At 60.2% G+C, this 15932-nt stretch carries 15 protein-coding genes; 5 read left to right on the top strand and 10 right to left on the bottom strand.

Translation table 11 applies throughout. The features are described from left to right. The first annotated feature begins 100 nt into the window (after window positions 1-100). Window positions 101-379: a hypothetical protein gene (locus PspS49_RS10770; protein ID WP_150752114.1), complete on the top strand. Its 279-nt coding sequence runs from the start codon at window positions 101-103 to the stop codon at window positions 377-379. Between the two features lie 8 nt (window positions 380-387). Here the strand turns inward: PspS49_RS10770 and PspS49_RS10765 are convergent, their stop codons facing one another. The 9 genes from PspS49_RS10765 to PspS49_RS10725 form a co-directional block, all read right to left on the bottom strand. Beyond that, window positions 388-2205, bottom strand: coding sequence for a glycoside hydrolase family 28 protein (locus tag PspS49_RS10765; protein WP_160039197.1), 1818 nt, complete (start codon window positions 2203-2205; stop codon window positions 388-390). Window positions 2206-2218: 13 nt separating this feature from the next. After that, window positions 2219-2587, bottom strand: a complete 369-nt coding sequence (locus tag PspS49_RS10760) for a 5-carboxymethyl-2-hydroxymuconate Delta-isomerase (RefSeq protein ID WP_160039196.1) — start codon at window positions 2585-2587, stop codon at window positions 2219-2221. Between the two features lie 23 nt (window positions 2588-2610). Then, window positions 2611-3387 (bottom strand): ABC transporter ATP-binding protein, encoded by a 777-nt coding sequence (locus PspS49_RS10755; RefSeq protein WP_160039195.1) that lies wholly within the window; start codon window positions 3385-3387, stop codon window positions 2611-2613. A gap of 10 nt (window positions 3388-3397) precedes the next feature. Continuing rightward, entirely contained in the window at window positions 3398-4237 is an 840-nt protein-coding gene (locus PspS49_RS10750; protein WP_160039194.1) for an ABC transporter ATP-binding protein, read from the bottom strand. Window positions 4238-4248: 11 nt separating this feature from the next. Next, window positions 4249-5166: an ABC transporter permease gene (locus PspS49_RS10745; protein WP_038364768.1), complete on the bottom strand. Its 918-nt coding sequence runs from the start codon at window positions 5164-5166 to the stop codon at window positions 4249-4251. 62 nt (window positions 5167-5228) lie between these two features. After that, window positions 5229-6839, bottom strand: coding sequence for an ABC transporter substrate-binding protein (locus PspS49_RS10740; protein ID WP_150774023.1), 1611 nt, complete (start codon window positions 6837-6839; stop codon window positions 5229-5231). A 46-nt stretch (window positions 6840-6885) separates the two neighbouring features. After that, window positions 6886-7923: an ABC transporter permease gene (locus tag PspS49_RS10735; protein ID WP_026000815.1), complete on the bottom strand. Its 1038-nt coding sequence runs from the start codon at window positions 7921-7923 to the stop codon at window positions 6886-6888. 60 nt (window positions 7924-7983) lie between these two features. Next, the gene (locus PspS49_RS10730) at window positions 7984-9594 is read right to left on the bottom strand and encodes an ABC transporter substrate-binding protein (protein ID WP_160039193.1); all 1611 of its coding nucleotides are present in this window, start codon (window positions 9592-9594) and stop codon (window positions 7984-7986) included. Between the two features lie 72 nt (window positions 9595-9666). Continuing rightward, a complete protein-coding gene (locus tag PspS49_RS10725; RefSeq protein ID WP_008079679.1) occupies window positions 9667-10821 on the bottom strand; it encodes a mandelate racemase family protein in 1155 nt (384 codons plus the stop codon). A gap of 360 nt (window positions 10822-11181) precedes the next feature. Between PspS49_RS10725 and PspS49_RS10720 the strand changes: the two genes are divergently transcribed. The 3 genes from PspS49_RS10720 to PspS49_RS10710 all read left to right on the top strand — a co-directional run bounded on the left by PspS49_RS10720 (window position 11182) and on the right by PspS49_RS10710 (window position 13736). Then, window positions 11182-11907, top strand: coding sequence for an oligogalacturonate-specific porin KdgM family protein (locus tag PspS49_RS10720; protein WP_064120156.1), 726 nt, complete (start codon window positions 11182-11184; stop codon window positions 11905-11907). Window positions 11908-12003: 96 nt separating this feature from the next. Next, entirely contained in the window at window positions 12004-12846 is an 843-nt protein-coding gene (locus tag PspS49_RS10715) for an NAD(P)-dependent oxidoreductase (protein ID WP_160039192.1), read from the top strand. Next, window positions 12843-13736, top strand: a complete 894-nt coding sequence (locus tag PspS49_RS10710; protein WP_160039191.1) for an SMP-30/gluconolactonase/LRE family protein — start codon at window positions 12843-12845, stop codon at window positions 13734-13736. Before PspS49_RS10715 ends, PspS49_RS10710 begins: the two co-directional genes overlap by 4 nt. Window positions 13737-13740: 4 nt before the next feature. Here PspS49_RS10710 and PspS49_RS10705 read toward each other — a convergent pair whose 3' ends face one another. After that, window positions 13741-14496 (bottom strand): FadR/GntR family transcriptional regulator, encoded by a 756-nt coding sequence (locus tag PspS49_RS10705; RefSeq protein ID WP_038364752.1) that lies wholly within the window; start codon window positions 14494-14496, stop codon window positions 13741-13743. Window positions 14497-14694: 198 nt separating this feature from the next. On the opposite strand from PspS49_RS10705, the gene PspS49_RS10700 reads away from it, so the two are divergent. After that, window positions 14695-15837, top strand: a complete 1143-nt coding sequence (locus PspS49_RS10700) for a pectate lyase (protein WP_160039190.1) — start codon at window positions 14695-14697, stop codon at window positions 15835-15837. The last annotated feature ends 95 nt before the right edge of the window (window positions 15838-15932 follow it).

Genomic DNA, 15932 nt, shown 5'->3' with positions numbered 1-15932 from the left:
GCGGACGGCAGGCGACTAACCGCTCGTCCAACCGCGGGCACCTTCGCTCGCAGGGCGCTTCCAATGAATCACCATCTGCCTCGACCGGAAGACGCCCATCATGAACAGCAAAATTGCAGCGATCACCTTGGCCGGCCTGCTCGCGGCCTGCCCGCTTTTCGCCTCGGCAGCCACGAAGACTGCTGACGAGTCTGCCGCGCCACCGACCGCGCTTCCCGGCGTGAATCAGGCCGGCAAAGCTCAATCCAACGCAGACAAGGCCGACAAGAAAGGTGAAGAGGCGTCGGGCTCGAACTCCGGCGCCGAGTCGCATGAAACGGCAAAAGATGCTGCCACTTCGAGCGACTCGGAAGACCTCGGTAAATCGCCGAAACCTTGATCAGGGTTCTACGGAGGTGGTGGCTGCACATCCGTGAACGTCAGCCCGACACTCCCGGTGATTTCCCACGGGTTGGCAACGCCATGCTCGCTGAACGACACATGGTCGAACAGCGAATCCTTCAACCCGTCGATCTGCGCTTTGGCCGGACCACTGAAGCGCACGCGCTCGAACACCAACCCCTGATGCCAGGCGTCGTGCTGACTGTCGCCCTTGACCTCGATCGCCTTGCCTTGAGCATTTTCGACGCTCACGTCGGCGACGCGGATATCGCGGAACTGCCCGGGAATGGTTGAGCGCTGGTAATCCAGCTTGGCGTTCGGATCGTTGTAGTCGAGGGTAAAAATGAACGCCTGCTTGAGCGTATTGCGGATCGCCGAGTCGCGGAAGATCACGTTACGCGCACCGCCGCCCATGAAGTTGGTGCTCTTCATGCGCAGGCCGGCATCGGTGCCATCGGAAACGTTGTCTTCGGCCAGAATGTTTTGAATCCACGCGCCGGTATGGCTGCCGGCAACCACCATGCCGTGACCCTTGCGAAAGTAGTTATTGAAGATCCAGGCATCTTCCTGCGGCTTTTGCTGCACGGCATCCGCCCCGGTGCCCGCAGCAAAATTGACGCAGTCATCGCCGGTATCAAAGAAGTTGTTGAAGACCAGCGCGCCCTTGCTGTTGGCGAATTCGATGCCGTCGCCGTTATTGGCGTCGTAGGTTTTATGCGTGGTATTGGCCAGCACCACGTTTTCGGTTTCCAGGTTCATGATCCCGTGGAATGCCGGGTTCACCGCGGTGAAACCGCCGTAGAAAACGTTTTTCACGTTGCGCAGAGTGATCAGCGACGAGCGCATCTGGCCGTAGGCATCCTTGACGTTCATGCCGCGCGCCACCGCTTGCTCGACTTGCGCCTTGGCCAGAATGCCGTCCTGCTGGTAGCGGGTATTGTCGCTGGGCAGGTAGAACGGCAATGGCTGACCGCGTTCGTCGACGACATCAGCGCGGCGCTTCCAGCCGTTGCCGTCAATCGTGCCTTTGCCGACGATGCGGATGTTTTCGAACGACTGATGCTGACGCGGATCACGCGGCAAGGCGTTGATCAGCGACGCCGGGCGCACGGTGCTCGAATAGGGATACTGGATGTAGCCGGCCAGCGGATAGTCTTCGGCACGCTCGGAACCCAACAGCGTTGCACCTTCACCGATTTCCAGGGTGATGTTGCTCTTCAGGTAAAGCGCCCCGCTTTTGTAGGTGCCCTTGGGCAACCATACTTTGCAGCCGGGGGTGCAGGCGTCGATGGCGTTCTGGATCGCCAAAGTATCAAGGCTTTTGCCGTCACCCTTGGCGCCGTACTTCCTGACATCGAACACGGCGGCGACCTTGCTCGTCCGCTGTACAACGGCCGGACTGTCTGCCGACTCCTTGCCATCGGCGCCCACCGAACGCACGGTGAACCGATAGGCCGTATCCGGTTTCAAGCCTTGCGCGGTGTAACTGTGAATGCCGATGCGATGATGAAAACCGGCAACATCCTGTTCGTAGAAGCGGTCGATGTAAGGTTTGGCCGGCGAGACGCGGTCATTGTTGGCGTTGCTGCCACCCAGCAACACACCGTTGGCGTAGACCCGGTAGTCGCTGATATCGGCGTGATCGGCGGGCTTTTCCCAGACCAGGATGATCTGCTGATCATCGTAGGCCAGGGTCGGCACCTGCAGTTTTGCCGGCGCCTCCAGCGCCCACGACGGCACACTGCAAACCAGCGTCAACGTGGCTGCCAGCGACAAAGCCAAAGGCTGTTTGCGCTGCGTCGGAACAACATATCGATAAGGCATGAGCACTCCTTGTTCAGGCCGACAATCCGGCTTCTTGCAGATATTGGCTGCGGTTGACGAACGTCTCGCGGGGCATTTCCACAACCTCCATCGACAGCGACTCGACGTCCGGCAGCAAAGCGACCAGCGCCGCCACGGTCGCCGAGGCCAGACGCCGGCGCTGTTCAGCGCTGCGCCCGGACAACACCGACAGGACGACATGGACAAAATCGTCCTCGCCCGCGCCGCAGCGGTAATGCTCGAACGTATTGAGGCGCACCTTGATGTCGCCGGCCTTGAACAGGCCGAAGGCATCGAGGGCGTCATGCACGGTAGCGAGCAGGGTTTGCTCGCCGACACGTCGGGCCAGGGTTTGCGGGCAATCGATAAGGCAATGCGGCATGTCGCGCTCCTTCATGGATCGGTTTAACCAGCGAGCTGGCGCACCGATTCCTCGCTGAAATCACGACTGGCCTGCACCAGCATCCGCGTGTAGGCGTGGCTTGCCAGATCCTGGCTGAGCGCCTGACTGTCGAGCAGCTCGACGATCTTGCCCTGCTGCATCACCGCCACCCGATCACACAGGTGCGTGACCACGCCCAGATCGTGAGTGACCATCAGGTAGGTGAGTTTCTCGCGGCGGCGCAAATCCGCGAGCAGATTGAGAATCTCCGCCTGCACCGAGACATCCAGCGCCGAGGTCGGCTCATCGAGCAGCAACACCCGCGGCTCGAGAATCAGCGCACGGGCAATCGCCACGCGCTGGCGCTGGCCACCGGACAACTGGTGCGGATAGCGAAAACGGTAACTGTCGTTCAGACCGACCTTGAGCAGGATCTCGTTGATCCGGTCGCCCTTGTCGCGCACGCCGTGAATAATCAGCGGCTCACGCAGGGCCGTGTCGACGGTGTGGCGCGGATGCAGCGAGCCATAGGGGTCCTGGAACACCATCTGCACCTGACGAAAATGTTCCTTGGGAATCTTGTGCTGCAGCGGCGCGCCGGCAATGCTCAACTCGCCCGTCCAGTGCCGGTACTGCCCGGCCAGGCAGCGCAGTACGGTGGTTTTGCCGGAGCCGGACTCCCCCACCAGGCCGAAGGATTCACCGTCGGCGACACTGAGATTGACGTCGTGCAGCACCTGATTAAGGGCCGGGCCGGCACCGAAACTCAGGTTCAGCGCGTGTGCTTGGATCATGGACATGGTCGATTCCTCAGCAAGTCAGCCAGAGTGGATCGCGTTGCAGCACTGGCAACCGTTCGCGACGGTTGTCCATGCTCGGCAACGCCGCCATCAGGCCTCGGGTATAGGGATGTTGTGCATGTTGCAGGTCACCGGCGGCGAGCGATTCGACCACCCTGCCGGCGTACATCACCAACACGCGGTCGCAGTAATTGCGCACAAGGTTGAGGTCGTGGCTGACGAAAATCAGACCCATTTCCTGCTGTTCGACCAGTTCTTCCAGCACGTTGAGTACTTGCTGACGCACCGACACATCAAGGGCCGAAGTCGGCTCATCGGCGATGATCACCTGTGGACGGGTGATGACCATCATCGCGATCATGATGCGCTGGCCCATACCACCGGAGACCTCATGCGGGTACAGGTTGTAGACCCGTTGCGGATCACGGATATGCACTTTTTCGAGCATTTCCAGCACCCGCTCGCGGGCCTCGCTGCGGCTGGCCTTGTGGTGCGCCAGATACGCCTCAGCTATCTGATCGCCGACCTTGACCACCGGGTTCAGCGAGTATTTCGGGTCCTGCATGATCATCGAAATGCGCTGGCCACGAATCTTCTGCATGACCTTTTCGCCGGCCGACAGCAGATCGACTTCACCGAACTGCATGGCCTTGGCGGTGATCCGCGCACTGGCCGGGTGCAGCTTCAGCAAGCTGCGACCGACCGTCGATTTGCCCGAGCCCGATTCACCGACGATGGCGAGTTTTTCCCGCCCGAGGGTGAAGGACACGTCGCGCACGGCATGGGTTTCTTTCTGAGCATTGACGAAGCGCACATTGAGCCCTTCGACTTTCAATTTGATTGCAGACATACAGCCTCCGATTACTCGCTGCGCGGATCAAGAATGTCCCGCAGGCCGTCGCCCAACAGGTTGAAAGCCAGGCTGACCAACATGATTGCGGCCCCCGGAACAGCCACCAGCCACCAGCACTCGAGCATGTAGCGACGCCCAGTGGAGATCATCGCGCCCCACTCCGGCGACGGCGCTTGCGCACCGAGGCCGAGGAAGCCCAAAGCCGCTGCGGTGAGGATGATCCCGGCCATGTTCATGGTCAGGCGGATGATCACCGACGACATGCACATCGGCACAATGTGCCGCAAGATGATTCGCGTGGACGAAGCTCCTTGCAGCTCAACCGCCACAACGAAGTCAGCCTTGCGCAACGACAGGGTTTCCGCCCGCGCCAGTCGCGCAATCGGCGGCCACGACGTCAGCGCAATCGCTACCACCGCGTGTTCCAGGCCCGGACCGAGCGCAGCGATAAATGCCAGCGCCAGCACCAGGCTGGGGAAGGAAATGAAGATGTCGGTCAGGCGCATGAACACCGTGTCGACAACACCGCCGTAGTAGCCGGAGACGGTGCCGATAAACAGCCCGATCGGGCCGACGATCACGGTCACCAGGGTGATGATGTACAGCGTGATGCGCGAGCCGTAGACCAGCCGACTGAAAATATCCCGGCCGTATTCATCGGTGCCGAACCAGTGGGCAGCGCCCGGCGCCTGCAGGGCATTGGCGAGGTTTTGCGCCACCGGATCATGGGTAGCGATCCACGGCGCAAACAGCGCCACCACCACCAGCACCAGCGCGACCAGCAATCCGGCCAGGGTCATCGGGTTGCGCAGCAGGTGCCGCAAGACTTTCAGGGCACTTTTGCAGAAGGCGTCGAAGCTGGATCCGGGGGTACGATCCAACCGCCGCTTGGCGCTCGAATCAGTAGAAGACATGTTGGCAATCATGGGCATGTTCTCGGATTGAATTGAGGATCACCCGGCGCGTACGCCGACGCACCGGGCAGCGTTCAGCGTTGTTTGTAGACCCCCAGATAACGCGTCGCCTCGGCATCATCACCGGCGAAGCCCTTGACGTCGGCGGCGCTGACCACGGTGTCGGTCATCTGCGAAATCATCATGATCGGACCGACCTGCTCGTCGTAGATTTTCTGTGCCTGGTGATACAGATTCAGGCGCTGGCCGGCATCACGTTCGACCCCGGCCTGATCAATCAGGCTATTGAGCTGCGGGCTGAAAAACGACGCGCGCCAGCCCTGGAAATTCGGCAGGCCGGCGTCATCGCTGTTGTTGGGGTTGTAGGCAAACGTGCGCAGGCTGAAATACGGATGCGGATAGCGCTCGGCCCCGCGCGCAACGATGATGTCGAAGTTGCGCGCACGCATGGCGCCGTACACCTGGTTGCCCGTGCCGTTGACGATGCTGGCCTTGATCCCGCCCTCGGCCAGCGTCGCTTGCAGACGCGCGGCGATGTCGATGAAGGGCGGCTCTGACAATGTGCGAATGGTCGTGGTGAAGCCGTCCGGATACCCCGCTTCCGCGAGGAGTTTTTTCGCCTTGGCGACGTCCATGTGATAACCCGGATCCGGCAGGCGCGCCGCCAGACTGAGTTGCATAGGCTGCTGATTCAGCTGGCCGTAATACGGCATCACCTGTTCGTCGAGGCCCTTGTAGTCGATCAGGTTGCGCACCGCTTCGCGCACTTTGGGGTTGGCAAATTCGGGCTGCTTCATGCTCAGTGCGACGTAGTACATGGTGCCGCGCGGCAGTGACTGCACGTGGATTTTTTCCGAACCGTCGATGGCGCGGATGTCCGGTGCGGCCATGCCGTACGCCAGATCGAGGTCTCCGCGCTCCAGCATCAGGCGCAGCGACTGCGATTCCGTCATGTGCCGCACCACCACCCGCTTGAGCTTGGCAGCACCACCCCAGTAACCGTCGAAGCGGGTCAGCAACAACGAGTCGTTCGCCGTCCATTTGCTCAGCACAAAGGGGCCGCTACCGGCCTCGTTGGTCACCAGCCAGTTAGCACCGAGGTCAGCGTTTTTCTCATGCGCCAACGCTGTTTTGCGATCGATCACCACCGCGCTCGGCGAGATCGCCAGCGAGTCGATCAGCAACAGCGGATCCATGGTTTGCGGCAAGTCGATGACCAGCGTGTGGGCATCGCTGGCACGGATCAGTGACTGGATGTTGTCGACGTTATAACCGTAGGCTTTCCAAGTCGTGGCCAGGCCGAAATTCAGTTTCATCACCCGGTACAACGACCAGGCCACGTCTTCAGCGGTCAGCGGATTGCCGGAGTGAAACTTGACGTCCTGACGCAAATGAAAGGTTATCTGCTTGCCGTCGTCGCTGATCGTCCAGCGCTCGGCCAGTTGCGGCAGATGCTGTTCCGGATTGCCCTGATCACGCTTGACCAGGGTGTCGTAAAGATTGGCATTGACGCCGGAAGCGTCGAGGCCCGGTGCGTTGGCCGGATCGATGGAAAACAGGTTGACCATGCTCATGCCGACGATCAGTTGATCGGCCGGCGTCTTGGCGCTGGCCTGGGTCATCGGCACCAGCGCCAGGACCGCCGCCAACAGGCCAGCGTGCAGTTTGGTAAATGCAGTCGTCATTGAAAAATCCTTCTTTTTATAATTTTTAGTGCTGCTGCCAGGCGTGTTAACGGGTGCGCGGGTCGAAGACCTTGTACAAGGCATCGCTGATCAGGTTGAGCGCGACAAAAATCAAACCGATCACCAGCACACAGCCCATCACCGCATTCATGTCGCCGAGCATCAGGCTGCTGGTCAGGTACTGGCCGAAACCCGGCCAGGCAAAGACCGTTTCGATCAGCACCGCGCCTTCGAGCAGCGAGCCGTAAGCCAGCGCCACCACTGTGAGCAGTTGCACGAGGATGTTGCGAAAGGCGTGACCCCAGACCACCTGGCGGCGCGACAACCCCTTGACCCGAGCGGTGATGATGTATTCCTGAGACAGTTGCTCGAGCATGAAGCTGCGCGTCATCCGGCTGATGTAAGCCACCGAGTTCAGCCCGAGGATCAGCGCCGGCAAGACGATGTGGCGCAATGCGCTGGCGAAGGCTTCCCAGTCACCCGCCAGGCTCGAATCGATCAGCAACAGCCCGGTGACCTCGGGCACCATGCCGTCGTACGCCAGGTCGATGCGACCGGCGCCCCCAGCCCAGCCGAGCCAGGCGTAAAACACCAGCAGGCCCATCATGCCCAGCCAGAAAATCGGTGTGGAATAGCCGAACAGGGTAATCACTCGCGCGACATGATCGCCAAGTCGCCCTTGATTACTTGCCGCGCAGACGCCCAGCGGCAAACCGATCAGCACACCGAAAAGGATGGCCAGGGTCGCCAGTTCGATGGTGGCCGGAAACACTCGGCGGATGTCATCGAGCACCGGGTGCCCGGTCAACAGCGCGTTGCCGAAATTGCCGTGCAGCAAGTCATTGAGGTACAGGCCGAACTGGGTCCAGATCGGCTTGTCGAGCCCCATCGCCCGGTACACCTGATCGTAGGTCGAACTGTCGGCGTCCGGCCCGACCACCGCCAGCACCGGATCGAGCGGCATGACCCGACCGATGATAAACGTCAGCGCCAACAGGCCCAGTAACGTCACCAGCACCGTGCTGGCACGCCGCGCAGTATTGGAGGCGCGGGCTCCCATGGCAGAGGCAGTCATAACAAACATAGTCAGCTCCTGATAAAACGGTCACCGGTGCACCCGGCACGCGAAGTTCATCCGTGCATTTCAGCGTTTTTTGTAGACGTCTTTGTAGCGCGTGGTCGCGGCCGTGTGCCCTTGGAAATCGGCAACATCGGCGTAGACCAGCACCGTGTCGGTCATCTGCGAGACCGGCAGAATCGCGCCCACTTGCTGATCGAGTTGCTGCTGGATGTCCTGATACTGCGCCTGCTGTTTCTGCGCATCGGGCTCGACTTCGGCACTCTCGATCAACTGATTCAACTCGGGACTGTAGAACGAAGTGCGCCAGCCCTGGAAGTTGCTCAGCTTGGCTTCGTCACGGTTATCCGGGTTGTACACCAGCGTGCGCAGGCTCGAATGAGGATGACGTTCGGCGCCGCCACCGCCACGGCCGACGATGATGTCGAAACTGCGCTCACGCATGGCGCCGTAGATCTGGTTACCGGTGCCGGTGATGATGCTGGCTTCGATCCCGGCCTGCGCCAGCGTCGATTGCAGATTGGAGGCAATGTTGATGAAGGGCGGTTCGGCCAGCACGCGAATACTGGTCTTGAACCCGTTCGGGTAACCAGCTTCGGCCAGGAGTTTTTTGGCCTCATCGACATTCAGTCGATAACCGGGATCCGGCAAGCGCGCGGCCAGTCCCAACGGCATCGGGCGCTGATTGATCACGCCGTAGTGCGGCATGACGGTCTGGTTGATGCCCTGGTAGTCGATCAACGAGCGCACAGCCTTGCGCACGCGCGCGTCGGCGAACATCGGCTGCTTCACACTCAGTGCGACGTAATACAGCGTGCCGCGTTGCAGGGTTTGCGTGCGGACTTTGTCGCTTTTCTGCAAGGCCTGGATGTCCGGCGCCGACATGCCTTTGGCGATGTCGAGGTCGCCCCGTTCGATCATCAGACGCAACGACTGCGACTCGGTCATGTTGCGCATGACGATGCGCTTGAGCTTGGCCGGGCCACCCCAGTAACCGTCGAAACGGCTCATCAGAATCACGTCGTTGGCGCGCCAGTCATTGAGCACGAAGGCACCACTGCCGGCGGCGTGCGTCACCAGCCAGGCGGCGCCCAGGTCATTGTTCTTCTGATGTTCGAGGACTTTTTTGCGGTCAAGAATGAAGGCGCTGGGCGACGTCGCCAGCGTGTTGAGCACCAACTGCGGATCGGTAGGTCGCGGTAGTTCAATGACAAAGGTATTGGCATCGGTCGCGCGCATCGAACGCTCGACATTGTCGGCGGTAAAACCGTAAGCCTTCCAGGTCGACGCCAGCGCAAGGTTGAGTTTGAGCACGCGCTGCAACGACCAGGCGACGTCTTCGGCGCTCAACGGGTTGCCCGATTGAAATTGCACGCCGTGGCGCAGATTGAAGGTCAGGGTCTTGCGGTCGTCGCTGACTTGCCAGCGCTCGGCGAGTGCCGGCAACAGCCGATCCGGCGCAGCGACGTCTTGCACCAGCAACATGTCATAGAGATTGGCATTGATCTCCGACACGTCCAGGCCGGTGGCCGCCGCCGGATCGAGGGACAGCAAATTGATCATGCTCATGCCGACGATCAATTGATCGGCCGGGGTTTTGGCATGGACGACAGGTAGCGCGGTCACCGCCAGGGTAGCCGCCAGAACCCGCGCCCACAGCGAAGGAAGAATGTTCATAGCGAGAGTGCCTTTCTTATATTTATAGGGCTCTCGGACAGCCCGGCATGTACCGGGCAGCCCGCGTACACGTCAGAAGCTTTTAAGCGTGTTCATCTCGATGAAGTTGAAGTCGATGTCTTCGCCCAGACCCGGCAGGTCGGACAGGTGCACAAAACCATCGCTGTCCATCGGGTCGACCAGGCGCTTGAGGTACGCCGGCACCTCGTCGTAATCCAGATACGGGTGCAGCAAGCCGCGCTCGTACCAGGTGCAGTTCTTGATCGCGCCGACCACCGTCAGGTTGGCTGCGCCGTTGCCATGGATTTCGCAGTCCATGCCAAACGACTCGGCCATGTGTGCGACTTTCAGGCAAGGCCCGATCCCGCCGACCCCGGCAACGCCGGCACGCAGGATGTCGCAAACGTCGTGCTTGACCCAACTGGCCCGGCTCAGGTGTTTGCCGGACAGGGTTTCCGGCCCGAGTACCGGAATGTCCAGTTGCCCCGCCAGCCAGGCATAGGATTCGGCAGACTCTTCCATCATCGGTTCTTCGAACCAGGCGAAGTCGAGTTTTTCCAGTTCACGTCCGATGTACAGCGCCTCGGTGCGGCTGTACCAGTGATAACCGTCGAGCATCAAGGCGATGTCCGGGCCCACCGCTTCGCGCACTGCCGCGCAGGCTTTGACGTCAATGCGCGGGCTCGGCGCGAACGACACCGGCGGCATCCAGGTGTGCAACTTGATCGCCTTGTAGCCGCGCTTGACCAGCGTTTCGGCAAAGCGTCCGTAGTCTTCCGGCGTCGCCAGGCCCTCAGGCAATTCATCGCCGCACATGGTTGAGCCGTACGCCGGCACCTTGTCGCGAAAACCGCCGATCAACTTGTGCACCGGCACGCCGAGCTTGCGCCCCGCCCAGTCCCACAACGCCTGCTCGACCAATGCCAGCGCGCGATCAGTCAACTGGCTGGCGCTACCACGCTGCCAGTGCGCCAGGTCATGCCAGATCTTTTCGCGATCAAAGGCGTTCTGCCCGACCAGCACCTTGCGCACAAAACCGTCCAGCACATAAGGACGAATCAGCTCCGGCGCACCGAGGGCGTAACCCTCCTTGCCGTCTTCGGTCTGGATGCGCAGCAACGCCATTTGCGCCTGACTGACATCACCGGGATGAGCATGACCGGCGCTGTCGACTGCGCGGCGGGTGGGATAGGAAAAAACCTGGACGTTGACTGCTGTGATTCTCATGGACGTCTTGAGCCTTCTTATTGGATTTGTGACAGGAGTGTCGTCGGTTGCGACCGATCATAGGTCATCGTACAACACTTGAAAAGACCCAATAACACCTCTTCCAATCGGAGCCTTTTCGGCTAAATGCCCAGCAAAGCGCCATATTTAAAGATGACTACGGAATAACACGACTTGCTTTAGACCCCTATTCATATGGCATATATGTATCAACATGTTTCTAAACCAGCAAAATCACGTAGACGAGTCATCTTGTCGTACGATAACTTATATCTGCGCCTCAAATGAGAGCCATACGCAACATCGCGGTGCCTGTAGTACTCGTCAAACGACCCTAACAAAAACAAAAAAGAAGACCGTATGAACACCACCCTACGCACGCTCGTCACTGTCGCGGCCCTCGGCCTGCCCTTCTCTGCCCACGCTGACTCCGCCAGCCTCAACTACCGCCACCAGTACACCGAGGAGGACAGCGCCCACGCCGACCGAATCAAGCTCAACTACCGCCTGGACAGTGGCCTGGGATTTGAGGCGGAGATGAAATACCGCACGGCCGGTGACCGCAAAGATGTCGCCTACGACAACATGGTCAACAACGGCCATGAGTTCACGGTGAGCTACAACTACAAGCTCAGCGCGCAGTCGACGCTGACCCCGGCGTTTCAGATGGACAGCTCCAAGGATGCGACCGCCTACAAGTTCGGCCTCAAGTACAACTACAAAATCGACGACGCCTTCTACGTAGCGACGCGCTATCGCCTGGACCTGCGCAAACTCGATCGCGATCAGGTCAACAAAGACATGCCCGATCACTACAAGGATGACCAGACCACCCACCGCTTCGAAGGCTGGCTGGGCTACACGCCAGCCAACAAGTGGGCTTACGAATATCAGTTCATCTATTTCAAGACCGACTACATCCGCTACGACAACAAGAAGAGCGACTACGAACAGAACCTGATCGTCAAATACAAGCTCACCAAACAATGGGCGCCCTTCATGGAAATCGGCGACATCAAAGTCGACTCCACCTCACCCGATCGCCAGGCACGCTGGCGTCTGGGCGTGCAATACAACTTCATGTAAGCCGCGCGCCGCTTTTGCCTGGCGAGCGCGCATCGCTTGTCGGGCAGACACCCTGCCGCCCCACCCTTTCACCACCGCGTAATGGAAGACCCGACCATGACCACACACGCTACGCAAGCCAAACCCTTCAACCGTATTCTGCTGACCGGCGCCGCCGGTGGGCTCGGCCAGATTCTGCGCGAAACCCTGCAGGTTCACGCCGACACCGTCCGCTCCTCGGACATCAGTGCAATGGCGCCGAGCCGCGGCGCGCATGACGAAGTGATCAACTGCAATCTGAGCGACAAGGCCGCTGTCGCCGCGCTGGTCGAGGGCGTCGATGCCATCGTGCATTTAGGCGGGATCTCGGTGGAGCGATCCTTCGAAGAAATTCTCGAGGCGAATATTCGCGGCACCTTTCATATCTATGAGGCCGCGCGCCTGCACGGGGTCAAGCGCATCGTGTTCGCCAGCTCCAACCACGTCACCGGTTTTTACTCGCAGGACGAACAGATCGACGCCCATTCGCCGCGTCGCCCGGACGGTTATTACGGCTTGTCGAAGGCTTACGGCGAGGACCTGGCAACCTTCTATTTCCACCGCTATGGCATCGAAACAGTGAGCCTGCGCATCGGCTCCTCGTTCCCCGAACCGCGCAACCTGCGCATGCTGGCGACCTGGCTGAGCTATACCGATCTGCAGCACCTGATCGCCCGCGCACTGCTGGCCAGCGATGTCGGGCACAGCGTGGTGTACGGGGTGTCCGCCAACCGGGATCAGTGGTGGAACAACCGGCACGCCGCGCACCTGGGCTTTGCGCCGCAGGACAGCTCCGAAGCCTTTCGCGCAAAGGTCGAACAACAACCGGCACTCGCTGCCGACCACCCGGACCGCTTGTATCAGGGCGGCGCTTTTACCGCAGCAGGTCCGTTTGAAACGCCGGCGCAGACGCGCTCATGAGTGCTGAACTGATTGTCGATGCGCGCAACGCCACCGGTGAAAGCCCGGTCTGGCAAGCCGACGAAAATGCCTTGTATTGGGTGGATATTCCGGCCGGCCGCTTGCATCGCTGGCAGCTCGACGGCCATACCGACTGCTGGCAGGCGGACGAAATGCTCGCCTGTATCGCCCGCAGTGAAGCGGGACATTGGCTGGGCGCGCAGGAAAGTGGCCTGTTCAAACTGCGCCCGCAGGCTGACGGGCGTCTGGCTGCGGAAAAGCTCATCGGCGTCGAGCACGCCCGCCCGAGCATGCGCTTCAATGATGGTCGCTGCGATCGTCAGGGACGCTTCTGGGCCAGCTCGATGCCAACCGCTATGGGTGCCGAGGCGGTCGGCGCGCTGTATCGCTACGACGCGCATAACCGGAATGATGCATCGGTGCTGGCGCCGCAACTGGAGGACCTTGTGGTGCCCAACGGCCTGGCGTTCAGTCCCGACGGGAGCATCCTGTATCTGTCCGATTCGCACCCGAGCCGGCAACTGATCTGGGCCTTCGATTACGACATCGACAGCGGCACGCCGCACAACCGCCGCTTGTTTGTCGACATGAACAATCACCCCGGGCGACCGGACGGTGCTGCCGTCGATTCACACGGTTGTTACTGGATCTGCGCGATTGATGCCGGCCTGGTGTTGCGCTTTACCCCGCAGGGGAAACTGGATCGCGCGCTGCCGGTACCGGTAAAGAAACCGACGATGTGCGCCTTTGGCGGCCCTCGGCTCGACACCCTGTTTGTCACCTCGATTCGCCCGCAAGGCATCGATCTCGCTGACCAGCCATTGGCGGGCGGAGTCTTCGCCCTCAACCCGGGCGTTCAAGGCCTGCCCGAACCCAAGGCCCGCGCCTGAGGCTTCAGACGTTCAACGCCGCCGCGTCTGCGGCCTCGTAGGCACGGCGCAGACGCTCGCGGCTGTTGGACAGATGCAAACGCATGGCTGCGCGGGCGGCGTCGGAATCACGTCGGACAATCGCAATGTAAATGTCTTCATGCTCGCGACTGAGGCGCTCCAGATAGGGCTCCTTGCGGTCATTCTCCAGGCGTTTGGAATGCAAGCGTGTGCGCGGCAGAATGTTCGCGCCCAGGTGCAGCATGATGTCGGTGAAATAGCGGTTGCCGGTGGCCAGCGCAATTTGCTGGTGGAACTGAAAATCCGCCGACACGGCGTAGTCGACACTGACGGCGCGGGAATTGATCGCATCCAGCGAATCACGCATCAGTTGCAGCTGCTCATCGGTACGCCGCGCACACGCCAGGCCGGCGGCCTCGACCTCCAAAGTGATGCGCAATTCAAGCACCGCCAAGACATCCTGAAGCGTGACGATGCTGTCCGGATCAATGCGAAAACCGCTTGGGCTGGGAATGTCCTGAACGAAGGTGCCGATACCGTGACGGGTTTCCACCAGGCCTGCTGCCTGCAGACGCGATATCGCCTCACGCACGACCGTGCGACTGACGCCGTGCTCGGCCATGACCTGAGATTCAGTCGGCAGCTTCGTCGCGCGCGCGAGTTCGCCACTGCAAATGCGTCGGGACAGCTCGGTGACCAGGTCCTCCGCCAGGCTGCGATGCCGACGACGAACATTGGGTGTGGCGTTGGATCTGTCCATCAGCAACAAAAATCTCGAGTTTTCGAATAATTACGCATCATAGCCCATTCAGTTGTACGACAACGCACCAGTTCAATGATAGGATTTCTCATGCAGCGGACGTTCGATTCGCTGCAATGGCGATAAGGACGTCCGCTCGAGAAACACGTCGAAATTTCGCGTGTAAAACACTCAAGTTAATCAAGGATCTGATTACTCATGACAAAACCAACAACCTTCACGGCCTGCAAACTGGCCAGCGCCATCGTCGGCAGCCTGCTGTTTTCCAGCCTGCCTGCACAAGCGGCCGATATCTGGCTGGATGTTGCAACGACTGGCTGGGCCACGCAAAACGGTGGCACCAAGGGTGGCTCCAGAGCGGCAGCCAACAACATCTATACCGTGAAGAACGCTGCCGAACTGAAAGCCGCACTCAGCGCTTCGGTCGGCACCAACGGTCGCATCATCAAGATTACCGGGCCGATCGACATCAGCGAAGGCAAAGCTTATACGACGACCGCTGATATGAAAAAGCGCGGTCGTCTGGATATCCCGGGCAAGACGACCATCGTCGGTACGAGCAGCACGGCGGAGATCCGCGAGGGTTTCTTCTATGCCAAGGAAAACGATGTGATCATCCGCAACATCACCATCGAAAACCCGTGGGATCCGGAGCCGATCTGGGACGCCAATGACGGCAGCGCCGGCAACTGGAACTCCGAGTACGACGGGCTGACCATCGAAGGCGCCAACAATGTGTGGGTCGACCATGTCACCTTCACCGATGGCCGCCGCACCGATGACCAGAACGGCACTGCCAACGGTCGTCCAAAGCAACACCACGACGGCGCACTGGACGTGAAAAACGGTGCCAACTACGTGACCATTTCCTACTCGGCGTTCAAATCGCACGAGAAGAACAACCTGATCGGTTCCAGCGACAGCCGTACCACCGATGATGGCAAGCTCAAGGTCACGATCCACAACACCCTGTTCGAAAACATCTCTGCACGCGCGCCACGCGTTCGCTTCGGCCAAGTGCATCTGTACAACAACTATCACGTGGGCAGCACCAGCCATAAGGTCTACCCGTTCAGCTACGCGCACGGTGTGGGCAAAAACTCGAAGAGTTTCTCCGAGAAAAACGCCTTCGAAATCTCCGGCATCAGCGGCTGCGACAAAATCGCCGGCGACTACGGTGGCAGCGCTTACCTTGATCAGGGTTCTACGCTCAATGGCACCTTGCTGACCTGCAAGTGGGGCACCAACATCGGCTGGACCCCGCCTTACAGCTACACCCCGCTGAACGCAGACAAAGTCGCGGCCGATGTTAAGGCCAAGGCTGGCGCTGGCAAGATCTGATTGATCGATGTAACCGTGTCAATGAAAAGCCCTCGGTGACGAGGGCTTTTTCATGTCTGCTTGAAGATCGTGCGGGGGTGAAGTTCTGAAAAAAT

This window comes from Pseudomonas sp. S49, from assembly GCF_009866785.1.
Taxonomy (GTDB): Bacteria; Pseudomonadota; Gammaproteobacteria; order Pseudomonadales; family Pseudomonadaceae; genus Aquipseudomonas.
The sequence above is the reverse complement of the archived record's forward strand: the minus strand, read 5'-3'. Positions and strand labels throughout refer to the sequence as shown.

What these genes read in the sequence shown, in the direction of transcription:
- PspS49_RS10705 (WP_038364752.1), bottom strand. Translation starts at nt 14,496, where the DNA reads ATGGACAGATCCAACGCCACACCCAATGTTCGTCGTCGGCATCGCAGC.
- PspS49_RS10755 (WP_160039195.1), bottom strand. Translation starts at nt 3,387, where the DNA reads ATGTCCATGATCCAAGCACACGCGCTGAACCTGAGTTTCGGTGCCGGC.
- PspS49_RS10710 (WP_160039191.1), top strand. Translation starts at nt 12,843, where the DNA reads ATGAGTGCTGAACTGATTGTCGATGCGCGCAACGCCACCGGTGAAAGC.
- PspS49_RS10765 (WP_160039197.1), bottom strand. Translation starts at nt 2,205, where the DNA reads ATGCCTTATCGATATGTTGTTCCGACGCAGCGCAAACAGCCTTTGGCT.
- PspS49_RS10720 (WP_064120156.1), top strand. Translation starts at nt 11,182, where the DNA reads ATGAACACCACCCTACGCACGCTCGTCACTGTCGCGGCCCTCGGCCTG.
- PspS49_RS10740 (WP_150774023.1), bottom strand. Translation starts at nt 6,839, where the DNA reads ATGACGACTGCATTTACCAAACTGCACGCTGGCCTGTTGGCGGCGGTC.
- PspS49_RS10745 (WP_038364768.1), bottom strand. Translation starts at nt 5,166, where the DNA reads ATGATTGCCAACATGTCTTCTACTGATTCGAGCGCCAAGCGGCGGTTG.
- PspS49_RS10715 (WP_160039192.1), top strand. Translation starts at nt 12,004, where the DNA reads ATGACCACACACGCTACGCAAGCCAAACCCTTCAACCGTATTCTGCTG.
- PspS49_RS10760 (WP_160039196.1), bottom strand. Translation starts at nt 2,587, where the DNA reads ATGCCGCATTGCCTTATCGATTGCCCGCAAACCCTGGCCCGACGTGTC.
- PspS49_RS10770 (WP_150752114.1), top strand. Translation starts at nt 101, where the DNA reads ATGAACAGCAAAATTGCAGCGATCACCTTGGCCGGCCTGCTCGCGGCC.
- PspS49_RS10700 (WP_160039190.1), top strand. Translation starts at nt 14,695, where the DNA reads ATGACAAAACCAACAACCTTCACGGCCTGCAAACTGGCCAGCGCCATC.
- PspS49_RS10730 (WP_160039193.1), bottom strand. Translation starts at nt 9,594, where the DNA reads ATGAACATTCTTCCTTCGCTGTGGGCGCGGGTTCTGGCGGCTACCCTG.
- PspS49_RS10725 (WP_008079679.1), bottom strand. Translation starts at nt 10,821, where the DNA reads ATGAGAATCACAGCAGTCAACGTCCAGGTTTTTTCCTATCCCACCCGC.
- PspS49_RS10750 (WP_160039194.1), bottom strand. Translation starts at nt 4,237, where the DNA reads ATGTCTGCAATCAAATTGAAAGTCGAAGGGCTCAATGTGCGCTTCGTC.
- PspS49_RS10735 (WP_026000815.1), bottom strand. Translation starts at nt 7,923, where the DNA reads ATGTTTGTTATGACTGCCTCTGCCATGGGAGCCCGCGCCTCCAATACT.